The sequence below is a fragment of the Cellulomonas fimi ATCC 484 genome (genome assembly GCF_000212695.1).
Classification (GTDB): domain Bacteria; phylum Actinomycetota; class Actinomycetes; order Actinomycetales; family Cellulomonadaceae; genus Cellulomonas; species Cellulomonas fimi.
Map to the genome: position 1 here is coordinate 597475 of NC_015514.1, position 12940 is coordinate 610414.

General features: G+C 76.9%; 10 protein-coding genes. 6 read left to right on the forward strand and 4 right to left on the reverse strand.

Annotated features, from left to right (window positions below; all coding sequences use genetic code 11):
- The first annotated feature begins 43 nt into the window (after positions 1–43).
- The 6 genes from CELF_RS19355 (at position 44) to CELF_RS20715 (ending at position 8870) form a co-directional block, all read left to right on the forward strand.
- On the forward strand, positions 44–1774 hold the full coding sequence (locus tag CELF_RS19355) for a M15 family metallopeptidase (RefSeq protein WP_126297655.1): 1731 nt from the start codon (positions 44–46) through the stop codon (positions 1772–1774).
- A gap of 144 nt (positions 1775–1918) precedes the next feature.
- A complete protein-coding gene (locus CELF_RS02705) occupies positions 1919–3094 on the forward strand; it encodes an AAA family ATPase (RefSeq protein ID WP_013769712.1) in 1176 nt (391 codons plus the stop codon).
- 70 nt (positions 3095–3164) lie between these two features.
- Complete coding sequence (locus CELF_RS02710; RefSeq protein ID WP_013769713.1) at positions 3165–3602, forward strand: OsmC family peroxiredoxin; 438 nt, start codon at positions 3165–3167, stop codon at positions 3600–3602.
- A 175-nt stretch (positions 3603–3777) separates the two neighbouring features.
- Positions 3778–6669: an FAD-binding and (Fe-S)-binding domain-containing protein gene (locus CELF_RS02715; RefSeq protein ID WP_041553318.1), complete on the forward strand. Its 2892-nt coding sequence runs from the start codon at positions 3778–3780 to the stop codon at positions 6667–6669.
- Between the two features lie 50 nt (positions 6670–6719).
- Entirely contained in the window at positions 6720–7016 is a 297-nt protein-coding gene (locus CELF_RS02720) for an MTH1187 family thiamine-binding protein (protein ID WP_013769715.1), read from the forward strand.
- 255 nt (positions 7017–7271) lie between these two features.
- On the forward strand, positions 7272–8870 hold the full coding sequence (locus tag CELF_RS20715) for a restriction system modified-DNA reader domain-containing protein (protein WP_013769716.1): 1599 nt from the start codon (positions 7272–7274) through the stop codon (positions 8868–8870).
- 41 nt (positions 8871–8911) lie between these two features.
- Here CELF_RS20715 and CELF_RS02730 read toward each other — a convergent pair whose 3' ends face one another.
- The 4 genes from CELF_RS02730 to metX are packed head-to-tail and all read right to left on the reverse strand — an operon-like array spanning position 8912 to position 12894.
- The gene (locus CELF_RS02730) at positions 8912–9877 is read right to left on the reverse strand and encodes an alpha/beta hydrolase (protein WP_013769717.1); all 966 of its coding nucleotides are present in this window, start codon (positions 9875–9877) and stop codon (positions 8912–8914) included.
- Between the two features lie 43 nt (positions 9878–9920).
- On the reverse strand, positions 9921–10880 hold the full coding sequence (locus tag CELF_RS02735; RefSeq protein ID WP_013769718.1) for a zinc-binding dehydrogenase: 960 nt from the start codon (positions 10878–10880) through the stop codon (positions 9921–9923).
- Positions 10881–10932: 52 nt separating this feature from the next.
- The gene (locus tag CELF_RS02740) at positions 10933–11658 is read right to left on the reverse strand and encodes a maleylpyruvate isomerase N-terminal domain-containing protein (protein WP_013769719.1); all 726 of its coding nucleotides are present in this window, start codon (positions 11656–11658) and stop codon (positions 10933–10935) included.
- An 18-nt stretch (positions 11659–11676) separates the two neighbouring features.
- A complete protein-coding gene (gene metX / locus CELF_RS02745) occupies positions 11677–12894 on the reverse strand; it encodes a homoserine O-acetyltransferase MetX (protein WP_085953202.1) in 1218 nt (405 codons plus the stop codon).
- Positions 12895–12940: the final 46 nt, after the last annotated feature.

Genomic DNA, 12940 nt, shown 5'->3' on the forward strand with positions numbered 1-12940 from the left:
CAAGTGGTCGGACCGGGCGACCGACGCACTTAACGTGAAACGCGTGAGTGACAGATTGCCGATCCCGGCGCGTCGGTCGCGGGGCGGCAAGCACGTCGCGCCGCGCACCGCCGCCGTACCCGTCGTCCCCTCGGCCACGCACCCGGCCGGTCCCGCCGTCCCCGAGGCGTCCTCCGTCGCGCCCGCGGCGGCCGCCGACGTCCCGCGCACCGCCCCCGCCGCAGGCCGCACGCCGGCGTGGGCGACCGCGGCGCGCACCGCCGTGCCTGCCGCGCCTGCCGCGCCCGCCGCGCCCGCCGTACCCACGACGACCGGTCCCACGCGCCGGGCCCTGCGCACGGGGGCCGTGCCCGTCGTCACGGCATCGACCGCCGCGTCGTCGGCTGCCGCGTCGTCCGCCACCTCGACGTCCGTCGCCTCGTGGCCCACGGCCTCGTGGTCCGTCGCCTCGTCGCCCGCGTCGTCGTCGGACCCGTCGTCCTCGTCCGCGGTCCGCCGCGCCGACGTGCCGACCGGGGACCCGCGGACCACGGACCAGCGGACCGCCGACCAGCCGACCGCCGACCAGCCGACCACCGACACGGCTGCGACACGCGTCGCCCGACGCCGCGCCCAGCAGCCGCGCGTGCACGTCCTGCCGCGCGGCGGCCGGCCGCACACCCGGCTCGCCCAGGTCGGCGTCGTGGCGGCGCTCGCCGTCGGGCTCGGCGGCGGCCTCACCGCGACGGTCTCCTCGCGCGCCGAGGCCACGCAGGCCGCCACGGAGGCCGCCGAGCAGGCTGCCGAGAACGCCGCCGCGGCGCAGCGCGCGGACGTCGCGGACGCCGTCGACATCGCCGACGACGTGCTCGCCGACAGCACGGTCGTGCGCACGGAGGCCCAGCAGGCCGCCGTTGACGCGGCCCGTCTGGCCGAGCTCGACCAGGCAGCCGCCCACCTCGAGGCGCTGGTCGAGGCCATCGACGACCCGCTCGAGGCGCGCACGCGCGACTCCGCGTCGCGCAGCGACGAGCGTGCGCCGGTCGAGGAGGAGGTCGACCCGTCGAGCGTCGACACCACCTCCGGCTCCTCGGCCGCGGGCAGCGACGTCACTCCCGCCCCGGCCGCCCCCGAGGCCGTCGCTCCCGTCGCTCCGGCCACGGACGGTGCGGCAGCCGCCGTGGTCGACCCGCAGTCCGCCACCACGGACGCCGTCCGGACCGCGGCCGCCGAGGTCTCCGCGCTCGCGCAGGAGGTGCGCGGCATGGCCGAGGCGAACCGCGCCGCGGCCGCCGCCGCGCAGGCGCAGGCCGAGGCCGAGGCCGCCGCCGCGGCGGAGGCGGCCCGCGTCGCCGCCGAGCAGGCCGCCCAGCGGGAGGCCTGGAAGCGGTCCCTGCTCGGCTACGCCAACGGCCGGATCCCCGGCGAGGCGCTGTGCGGCGTCTCGTGGGACTCGTCCGTGCAGCTGCGCTGCGACGCCGCCGAGGCGCTCGAGCAGCTCAACGCCGAGTACGTCGCCGCGTTCGGTGCCAACCTCACGATCTCCGACTCCTACCGCTCGTACGCGGGGCAGGTCGCGTGCCGCCGTACCAAGGGCTGGCTGTGCGCCGCGCCCGGCACGTCGAACCACGGCACCGGTGTGGCGGTCGACTTCGGCGGCGGCATCGAGACGTTCGGGACCAAGCAGTTCGCCTGGATGCAGTCCCACGCCCCGTCGTTCTCCTGGACCCACCCGACGTGGGCCGCGCGCACGGGCAGCAAGCCCGAGGCGTGGCACTGGGAGTACGTGGGCTGACAGCCCTTCCCCCCCGCCGGTGGCGTCCCCCCACCACCGGCCCGACGGCCCGGTCGCTCCCTGCGCGACCGGGCCGTCGTCGTCCCGCGGCCGTACCGCAGGTCGTCCGGACGCGGCAGGGGGTCGCGTCCTACGATCGGGCGCATGAGCACCTCGGCCGAGCCCGGCCGGACGTGGCCGCTGGTGGGGCGGGCCGCGGAGCTCGACGACCTCGACGACCTGCTCGCCACGACCGCGGGCGGTGACGGGGGCACGGTCCTCGTCGAGGGCGAGGCGGGCATCGGGCGCACGGGACTCGTCGAGGCGCTGGCGTCGAGCGCGCGCCTGCTGAGCCTGGAGCTGCGGGCCGCCCGCGCCACGACGCAGCGGCGCGCGCCGTTCACGCTGCTCGCCGACGCCGTCCTCACGCACCCGCCGGGCGTCGGGGCCCGTGGTCCCGTGGAGGCCGAGCTCGCCGACCTGCTCGACGCGCAGCGCACCGACGCCGGCCGGGAGCGGGCGCCGCTCGCCGCGCAGCGCACCGCGCGCGCGACCGAGCTGTTCGCGGCGCTCCTGCGGCGGCGCGGCGACAGCGGGCCGTGGGTGCTCGTGCTGGAGGACGTGCACCACGCCGACGCGGAGTCGCTGGGGGTGCTGCTCGACCTCGCGCACGAGGGGCACCTGCCCGGCGCGCTCGTCGTGCTGACGATGCGCCCCCTGCCGTCGAGCCCCGAGCTGTCCGGCGTCGTCGACGCGTGGGTGCGGGCCGGGGCCCGGTACGTCGAGCTGCGGCCGCTCGGGCCGGTCGCGACCGTGGAGCTCGCGCAGCGGCTCGTCGGCGGCTCGGTCGGTCCCGCGCTGCGCGGCACGCTCGCGACGACCGGGGGCAACCCGCGCTTCGTCACCGACGTCGTGCGGACCGCCCGGTCGGCGGGCGCGCTGGAGACGCGCGACGGCGTCGTGGACGTGCAGGGGTCCGCGTGGCTGCCGGCGCTCGACACGGTCGTGCGGGGCCGGCTCGAGTACCTGGACGACGACGTGGTCGACCTGCTCGCGCACGCGTCGGTGCTCGGCACGTCGTTCGTCGTCACCGACCTCGCGGCGCTCGTCGGCTGCCCGCTGCCGGACTGCTGGCGGACGCTGCGGACGGCGCTCGCGGCCGGCCTGGTGCACGCGCGGGCGGACCGGCTCGTGTTCCGGCACGACATCGTGCGGGGCGCGCTGTACGCGGGTCTGGAGGAGCGTCGGAGGCGGGCGATGCACGCGCGGGCGGCGTGGGCGCTGCGCGAGGCAGGTGCGCCGACGCAGATCGTGTCGCAGCACCTGGAGCGCGCGCGCTGACGCGCACCGGCTCCTAGCGTGGGTCGCGGCCCGTCGCAGGGGCGGGCCGCCGACGACCGAGGAGACCCGCATGCCCACGCGCACCGCACGCACCGCCTGGAACGGCACCCTGAACGAGGGCGGTGGACAGGTCGAGCTCACGAGCTCCGGGGCCGGCACGTTCGACGTCTCGTGGCCGAAGCGCGCCGCGGAGGAGGCCGGCGGCACGACGAGCCCGGAGGAGCTGGTCGCCGCCGCGCACTCGTCGTGCTTCGCGATGCAGCTGTCCGCGGTCATCGCGGAGGCCGGCGGCACGCCGGTCGCGCTGCACGTGTCCGCCGACGTGACGCTGCGCCCCGACCCCGCGGGCGGCTTCCGCATCTCGGGCATCACGCTCACGGTCCGCGGCGAGGTCGAGAACCTCGACGCCGACGGGTTCGTCCGCGCCGCCGAGCAGGCCAAGGCGACGTGCCCGGTGAGCAAGGCCCTGACGGGCACGGACATCACCCTGGACGCCGCCCTCGACTGACCCCGCCGGCGCGTCCCGCTCCGCGCCCCGCCCCGACCGGCACGTCCCCTCGAGACCGGCGCATGCACGTCGCGGTCTCGCCGGGACGCGTCGCGCTCGGCGGCGGGGGATGCGGGGTGTCCAGCCTGCGGGGTGGTGGGCGGGGTCCTGGGTGGGCGGTGCCAGACTGCACCCCGTGGCTGCCCCGACCGACACCGCCGTGCGTACCGACGACGTCGTGCACGCCCTGCGGTCCGCGCTGCGCGGCGTCGTCGACGACTCGTCCCGCCGCCGCGCCGAGTACTCCTCCGACGCGTCCAACTACCGCGTCGTGCCGCAGGTCGTCGCGTTCCCGCGCGACGTCGACGACGTCCTCGCGGCGACCGAGGTCTCGCGCGACCTCGGCGTCCCGCTGACGTCCCGCGGCGGGGGCACGTCGGTCGCGGGCAACGCGGTCGGCCCGGGGATCGTGCTCGACTTCTCCCGCCACGTGAACCGCGTGCTCGAGGTCGACCCGGAGGCCCGCACGGCACGCGTCGAGCCGGGCACGGTCATGGCGGCCCTGCAGAAGGCCGCGGCCCCGCACGGCCTGCGCTTCGGCCCCGACCCGTCGACGTGGACCCGCGCGACCCTCGGCGGGATGATCGGCAACAACGCGTGCGGCCCGCGCGCCGTCGCCTACGGCCGGACGGCCGACAACGTGCTCGCGCTCGACGTGCTCGACGGCACGGGTCGCCGGTTCGAGGCCCGCTCCGGTGCGGGCGCGCTCGACGCGGTGCCGGGCCTCGACGCGCTCGTCCGCGGCAACCTCGAGCTGCTGCGCACCGAGCTCGGACGGTTCGGCCGCCAGGTGTCGGGGTACTCGCTCGAGCACCTGCTGCCCGAGCGGGGCACGGACCTCGCGAAGGCGCTCGTCGGCACCGAGGGCACCGTGACGACGCTGCTCGGCGCCACGCTGCGCCTGGTCCCGGTCGCCGCGGCCCCCGTCCTCGTCGTGCTCGGCTACCCCGACATGCCCGCGGCGGCCGACGCGGTCCCGGCGCTGCTGGCGCACGGCCCGCTCGCGATCGAGGGCATGGACTCACGGCTCGTCGACGTCGTGCGGCGCGTGCGCGGCGCGGCTGCCGTCCCGGACCTCCCGCCGGGGGCCGGCTGGCTCATGGTCGAGGTCGGCGGCGACACGCTCGACGAGGCGCTGGACCGGGCGCGCGCGCTCGCGGCCGACGCGGGCACGACGGCCGTCGGGCTGTTCCCGCCCGGGCCGGAGGCGACCGCGATGTGGCGCATCCGCGAGGACGGCGCGGGCCTCGGCGGACGCACGCCGTCGGGCGAGCAGGCGTGGCCGGGCTTCGAGGACTCCGCCGTCCCGCCCGAGCGGTTGGGTGCGTACCTGCGCGAGCTCGAGGCGCTCATGGCGTCGCACGGCGTCGACGGGCTCGCCTACGGGCACTTCGGCGACGGCTGCGTGCACCTGCGGATCGACGTGCCGCTCGAGCGCTCGGGCGACCCCATGCGCGCGTTCATGACCGACGCCGCGCGCCTGGTGGCGTCGCACGGCGGCTCGCTGTCCGGCGAGCACGGCGACGGGCGCGCGCGCTCGGAGCTGCTTCCCGTCATGTACTCCCAGCGCGCCATCGAGGTGTTCGGCGCGTTCAAGGACCTGCTCGACCCGCGCGACCTGCTCAACCCCGGCGTGCTGGTCCGGCCGCGCCCCCTCGACGCCGACCTGCGCCGCCCGGCTGCGAAGCCCCTGCCCGCGACGACAGGCTTCGCGTTCGCGCACGACGCGGGCGACTTCACGACGGCCGTGCACCGCTGCGTCGGCGTCGGCAAGTGCCGGGCCGACGGCCGTGAGACGGGTGCGTTCATGTGCCCGTCGTACCTCGCGACGAAGGACGAGAAGGACTCGACCCGCGGCCGCGCACGCGTGCTGCAGGACATGGCGAACGGCTCGCTCGTCTCGCGGGGCTGGTCGTCGCCCGAGGTGCACGACGTCCTCGACCTGTGCCTGTCGTGCAAGGCGTGCTCGTCGGACTGCCCCGCGGGCGTCGACATGGCGCAGTACAAGGCGGAGGTGCTGCACCGGACCTACCGCGGGCGGCTGCGCCCCGTGAACCACTACGCGCTCGGCTGGCTGCCCCGCTGGGCCCGGCTCATCACCGCCGTCCCCGGGGTGTCGTCGCTGGTCAACGCGGTCCTCGGGATCCGGCCGGTCGCCAAGCTCGTGCTCGCTGCGGGTGGCATGGACACGCGCCGGAAGATGGTCACGTTCGCCCGGACCCCGTTCCGGGCGTGGGCGCGGCACGGCGCGGACGGCGCGGTGACCGTCGCGTCGGGCACGGCGGCGGACACCTCGTCGTCCGGCCGCCCGCCCGTCCTGCTGTGGGTCGACTCGTTCAGCGACACGCTCGCGCCGTCCGTCGCGCACGCCGCGGTGAAGGTGCTGCGGGCGGCCGGCTACGAGGTGCTCGTGCCCGACCACGACGCGTGCTGCGGCCTCACCTGGATCAGCACCGGCCAGCTCGACGGCGCGCGCAAGCAGCTCACGCACCTGCTCGAGGTCCTCGGCCCGTTCGCCGTCAACGGGGTCCCGATCGTCGGCCTCGAGCCGTCGTGCACCGCGGTCCTGCGCAGCGACCTGCGCGACCTGCTCCCCGACGACCCGCGCGCGGTCGCGGTCGCGCGCGAGACGCGCACCCTCGCCGAGCTGCTCACGGCCCCGACGCCGATCGGCCCCGGCGACCGCTGGCAGCTCCCCGACCTGTCCGACGTGACCGCCGTGGTGCAGCCGCACTGCCACCACCACTCCGTCATGACGTGGACCCCGGACCGCCGCCTGCTCACCGAGGCGGGCGCGCAGTTCTCGGCGCTCGCGGGCTGCTGCGGCCTGGCCGGCAACTTCGGCATGGAGAAGGGCCACTACGACGTGTCGGTCGCGGTCGCCGAGAACAGCCTGCTGCCCGCGCTGCGCGACGCCGCCCCGGGCGACGTGTACCTCGCCGACGGCTACTCGTGCCGCACCCAGGCCGACCAGCTCGCGGGCGTCCAGGGCCTGCACCTCGCCGAGCTCCTGGCGTCCCACCTCTGACCCGCCGGCCACGGCTGGACACCCGGGCGACGACGGGTCAGGGTGGCCGCATGCTCGTCGCCTTCTCCGTCGCCCCGCTCGGTGCGGGTGAGTCCGTCACCGAGGCCGTCGCGGACGCCGTGCGCGTCGTGCGCGAGTCCGGGCTGCCCAACCGCACCGACGCCATGTTCACCACGATCGAGGGGGAGTGGGACGAGGTGATGGACGTCGTCAAGCGCGCGACCGCGGCGGTCGGCCGGCACGGTCACCGCGTCAGCCTCGTCCTGAAGGCCGACATCCGGCCGGGCCGCTCGGGCGAGCTCACGGGCAAGGTCGAGCGGGTCGAGGCGGCGCTGGCGGACGGCTGACCCGGCGGTCCGGGACCGCCGCCGGGGCGGGGGACGAACCGGGACGGGTGCCCAGCACTCGGACGGGTGACCAAGAACGCACCCGGTGAAACCGGGCGGGTGCGGCGGAATCATGCCGCACCACCCGTTCGACGGGCTGACGAGCCCAGCACGCTGTGGGACAGTGTGGTCGCACGCGCATCCGGTCGGGGATGCCGCGAGCGACTACGGGGTTGGCGATCGGCCGTCGCCTGCCCAGGAAGGCCGGGGACCGCGATGCCCATCTTCGAGCTCGACGAGGGGCGGCCGCGCCTCGTCCAGCCGATGCAGCCCTTGGCGGGCTCGTTCGCGCAGGAGTGCGCCGCGGTCCTCACCCACCACCTGAGCGCGGTCGCCGGTGAGCCGCTGTTCGCGGTCCGCTGGCGCGCGAGCGCCCCGGACCACGCCGACCTCCCGGAGCTCCTCGCGCTCGACGCCACGGGCCGCCCGGTGGTGGTCGAGGTCGTGCAGGTCGTGGACGACGACGCCGTGGTCGCGGCCCTGCGCCACGCGGGTGCGGCGGGCCGGATGACGACGACGGACCTGGCCCGCGCCTACCACGCGGACCCGAGCCGGTTCGGGATCGACTTCGCGGCGTTCCGTGAGCAGGTCGCGTCCGGGACGACGAGCAGCCGCCGCGAGGGCGTACGGCTCGTGGTGCTCTGCTCGGAGGTCGCGGCCGAGGCGTCCGACACGCTCGGCTTCCTGCGCGGCCCGGGCCGGCACGTCGACGTGCTGCAGGTCGGCGTCGTGCGCGGCGTCGACGACAGCCGGCTGCTCGACGTGTCCCCGCTCGCGACGCACGAGGGCGCGCGCCGTCCGGTCGAGCCCACGGCGCTGCGGCTCGTGCGGTCCAGCGAGGCGTTCGCGACCGCGATGGCCTACGAGCCGGAGCGCGGGACGACGGGGCGGCGCCCGATGACGGGTGAGCTGCGGTCGGTGACGCCGCCGCCGCGCCCGAACCCGCCCGCGCCGACGCCGATCGCCCGGCGCACCACGGTGACCGAGCCGACGCCGCTGCCGTTCGGGCCGGCGCGCGAGCCGAAGGACGTCACGAAGGACGGCCGCCCGTCGTCGCTCGCCCGCACGGGGCCGACGCCCGCCAACCTGACCAACCCGCCGACGCGTGCGACCCCCGCGACGACGACGACCGCGCCCGCCCCGATGACGCTGACCCCGATCTACGGGCTGCGCACGGCCGCGGAGCAGCAGCTGCGCCCGCGGACCGCCGCGGAGCCGCCCGAGGTCGCCGGTCCGCGGCCGTTCGTGCCGGCGTCGGAGGCGCCGCTGCCGTCGGACACCGACGTGCACGGCCGTCGCCCCGCGCCGACCGCCCCGACGGCCGCGGCCGAACCGCCGGTGGACCGCGTGGCCGAGCCGACGGACGTGGAGCCGGTCGCGCCGGCCGCGACGCCCACGTCGGCCGCGTCGGAGCCGTCCACGTCGGCGGAGCTCCCGGCGTACCGGATCGACGTCGCCCGCGAGAAGGACGCGGTCACGGCCCCGACCGCCGTGTTCCTGCCGCTCGACGACGACGAGCCGCAGGATGCGCCGACCTTCCTCGACGCGCCGCACCCGGAGCTCGCGACGCTCGCGAAGCGCCGCCGCGCCGTGACGACGCTCGTCTGGGTGCGGGAGCGCCGGGGCCAGCGGTTCGAGGCGATGCTGCGCCCCGACGGGTACGTCGAGCTGGAGGACGGCTCGGTGCACGCCGACCCGGACGTCGCCGCGGCGGCCGTCATCGGTGCGGAGAGCAGCGTGGACGGCTGGCGGGCGTGGCGGCTGGGTGACGGCGGCCCGACGCTCGCGGAGGCGACGGGCGTCGACCGCGCCTGACGCCGGTCGAGGTGCGTCGGACCCGGTCCGCCGACCTCGTGTCAGCCCCAGCCGTACGCGGCCGTCCAGCGGTCGAGCTCGGCGTAGAACCGCGCCCGCACGGGCGGCGGGGACAGCGTGAGGTCGTGCAGGCCGCCGTCGATGCGGACGACGGTGACCAGCGGCCCGAGCTGCACGGCGCGGCGGGCGAGGAGCTCGACGTCGAGCACGACGTCCGCGGCGCGCATGTCGTCGGTCCAGCGGGGGCTGATGACGGTGCGCGCGGACGCGAGCATGAGGACCGGCGCGGCGACGTGCACCCCCCGGGCGACGGTCGCGTGCCCGGCCATGACGGCGCGCAGCCAGCCGGCGCGCACGGGGAACGAGGGCACGGGCCGCCACGTGAGGTCGTACGTCCACTCGCCGCCGCTCTGGGCGCTCAGGGTGCGGGCGTAGTACCCGGGGTCGATGTTGGGCAGCGGCGCCTTCGGCTGGAAGCGCGCGAGCTGCGCGATGGCAGGCCCGGACACGTGCCGCAGGACGGACGACCCCTGCAGCTCGAGCCACGGGCTGTTGAGGACGAGCCCGTGCAGCTCGCCGGGGTGCCGGTCGGCCCAGAGGGCGGCGACGAGCCCGCCGGTGGAGTGGCCCATGACCATGATCCGGCCGTGCACGCCCAGGTCGGCGCGGACGACGCCGAGCGCGGCCTCGAGATCCTCGTCGTAGGTGGTCAGGTCGTCGACGTAGCCGGGCGTCTGCCACGGGCGCAGGCTGCGACCGTACTTGCGCAGGTCGAGGGCGTAGAAGGCGGCGCCGCGCGCGTGCCAGTGCGCCGCGAGCTCGGTCTGGAAGAAGTAGTCGGACCACCCGTGCACGTACAGCACCGCCCGCACGGGCCGCACGGGCTCGTCGGTCGGGGGCGCGTACCGCACGAGGCTCGCGACGACGTCGCCCTCGTCGTCGGGACGCAGCTCGAGCGTGCGCACCTGGAAGGGGTCGCCGAGCACGTCCGGCGACCACCCGCCCACGCGCGCCTCCCGTCGCCGTGCGGCCCCGCGGCCGCCGGCCGTCTCAGACCTCGAGGACGATCTTGCCGAACTGCTCCCCGCCCGCAAGGCGCGCGAGCGCGGTCCGCGCGTCGGCCAGCGGGTGCACGGAGTCGACGAGGGGGCGCACACCCGTGCGGGCGAGGAACGCGAGCAGGTGCTCCAGGTCGTCGCGCGTGCCCATGGTCGTCCCGAGCACGGCGATCTCCTGGAAGAAGATCCGCTGCAGCTCGGCGGCCTGCGCGTCGCCGCTGGTCGCGCCCGCGACGACGATCGTCCCGCCGGGGCGCACGGACCGGACCGAGTGCGACCACGTCGCCCGTCCGACGCTCTCCAGCACGAGGTCGACGCGCGGCACGCGCGCGCCGGTCTCGACCGCGGCGGCGGCGCCGAGCCCGAGCGCGCGCTCCCGCTTCGCGGCGTCGCGCGACGTGACGACGACCTCGAGGCCCGCGGCGGCGCCGAGCACGACGGCCGCGGTCGCGAGCCCGCCGCCGGCACCCTGCACGAGCACGCGCTGGCCGGGCTGGGCGCGGCCCGTCGTGAACAGCATCCGGTAGGCCGTGAGCCACGCGGTCGGCAGGCACGCGGCCTCGACGAACGAGAGCTCCGCGGGCTTGTCGACGAGGTTCCACGTGGGCACCGCGACCTGCTCGGCGAGCGTGCCGGGGTACCGCTCGGACAGCAGGCTGCGGGGCTCGTCCGCGGGCACGCCGCGCCCGTGCGGGCCGCCGACGACGCCGTGCACGACGACCTCGCGGCCGTCCGCGGTCACCCCGGCGGCGTCGGTCCCGAGGATCATCGGGAGCTGCTCGGCGCGCAGCCCGACGCCGCGCAGGGACCACAGGTCGTGGTGGTTGAGGGCGGCGGCGCGCACGGCGACGACGCTCCAGCCGTCGCGTGCCTCGGGGGCCGGTCGCTCGCCGACCTCCAGGCCGTCCAGCGGGTCGTCGGGGGCGAAGCGGCTCACGGAGGCGGCGATCACCGGGCCACCGTACGCCCAGGTCGCAGGCCGGGGGGCTGCCGCGCGAGGCGTGTCAGAGCAGCGGCAGCATCCGCCCGAGGTCGGGCACGGCCTCCGACGTGTGCTCGGGCCGCAGCGCGAGCGCGAGCTCGTCGACGTCGTAGGGCGTGCGCCCCGCCGCGAGCCGGACCCACCGGCGCGGGTCGGCGACGTCGACGCTCCAGCCGCCGCGTGCGACGACGATCGCGAGCAGCTCGCCCGCGACGAGGTCCAGCGCGCCGGGGTCCACCGGGTCGCGGCCGGGGCCCGCGCCACGGACGCGGCGCACCGAGCGCGCCAGGTCGTCGGCGTGCACGACGAGCTCGAGCACGCGCGACACCGTCATGGTCGAGAGCAGCACCGGGCCGCGCCGGGCCTGCACGACCCGGTCCCGCGGCCCGAGCGCGTCGAGGTTCGCGAACGCGGCGGCGGCCATCGCGTCGACGGCGCGCAGCGGGTCGGGCGCGATCTGGCGGGCCAGGTCACGCGTCGTGTCGGAGATGTCCTGCGAGCGCGCGACGTAGGTGCCGACGTACTCGCCGAGCGTGAACGGCACCGTCCCGTCGGGCAGGGGTGTGCAGGCGGCGAGCGCGTCCATCGCCCGGCCGAGGTGCGCGACGAGCTCCGCGACGGACCAGCCGTCGAGCACGGACGGGGCGTCCACGACGTCGTCGTCGAGGACCTCCCCGACCCAGGAGCGCAGCCGGTCCCACTGGGCGTGCAGGGCGGCGGACGCGGTGGCGAGGTCGGTGTGGGCCATCCGCCCATCGTGCCCGAGTCAGCGCGCGCGGACCTCGTCGGCCAGGAACTGCGCGACGACACGCCCCACCTGGTCCTCCTCGATGAGGAACCCGTCGTGCCCGTAGTCGGAGTGGATCGTCGCGACCGGGCCGGCGCCGGGGATGCCCGCCGCGACCCGCTCGGACTGCGCGGGCGGGAAGAGCCGGTCGGAGTCGACGGCCACCACGAGCGCACGGGCCGTGACCTGCGCGAGCGCCGCCGCGACGCCGCCGCGGTCCCGGCCGAGGTCGTGCGTGATCATCGTGCGCGTGAGGACGACGTAGCTGTTCGCGTCGAACCTGCGCACGAGCTTGTCGCCGTGGTGGTCGAGGTAGGACTGCACCGCGAACCGGCCGCCCTCGAGCGGGTCCTCGGCGCCCTGGGGGATGCGTCCGAAGCGCTCGTCGAGCTCGAACGCGCTGCGGTACGTCTGGTGCGCGATCTGGCGGGCGATGCCGAGGCCGACGTGCGGGCCGTGCCCGTCGGGCGCGTCGTAGTAGTCGCCGTCGCGGTAGTTCGGGTCGGCACGGATGGCGGCGAGCTGGGTGTGGAACCCGGCGATCTGGTCGCCCGACGTCTGCGCCGCGGTGGCGATCGCGGCGAGCGAGCGCACGCGCTCCGGGGCGGTGACGGCCCACTCCAGGACGCGCAGGCCACCCATCGAGGCGCCGATGACCAGCGCCCACGAGTCGATGCCCAGCAGGTCCGCGAGCCGGATCTCCGCGGCGACCTGGTCGCGCACCGTGAGCAGCGGGAACCGCCCGCCCCACAGCTGCCCGTCGGGTGCGGTCGACGCGGGTCCCGTCGACCCCTGGCACCCGCCGAGCACGTTGGGCGCGACGACGAACCACTCGTCGGTGTCGATCGGCGCGCCGGGCCCGACCATCGACTGCCACCAGCCCGGCGTCGGGTGCCCCGGCCCGGCGTCGCCGGTCACGTGCGAGTCGCCCGTGAGCGCGTGCAGCACGAGCACCGCGTTGGTGCCGTCCTCGTTGAGCGTGCCCCACGTCTCGTACGCGAGCCGCACGGCCGGCAGCCGGCCGCCGGACTCCAGGGCGAACGGTCCGAGGTCCGCGAACCGCCGCCGCCCCACCGGGTCGCCCTCGCGCCAGGCCGCCGACGCGGGCACGGGCGGTCGCTCGGGCAGCGGGACGCGGCTCGCGAGCGTGCGGGCGCGCGTGCGGGACGGCGCGACGGTGAACGTCTCCTCGGGCACGGGGACCTCGTCTGGCTGGGGGACGGGCGGCGGGACGGGCGCGTCG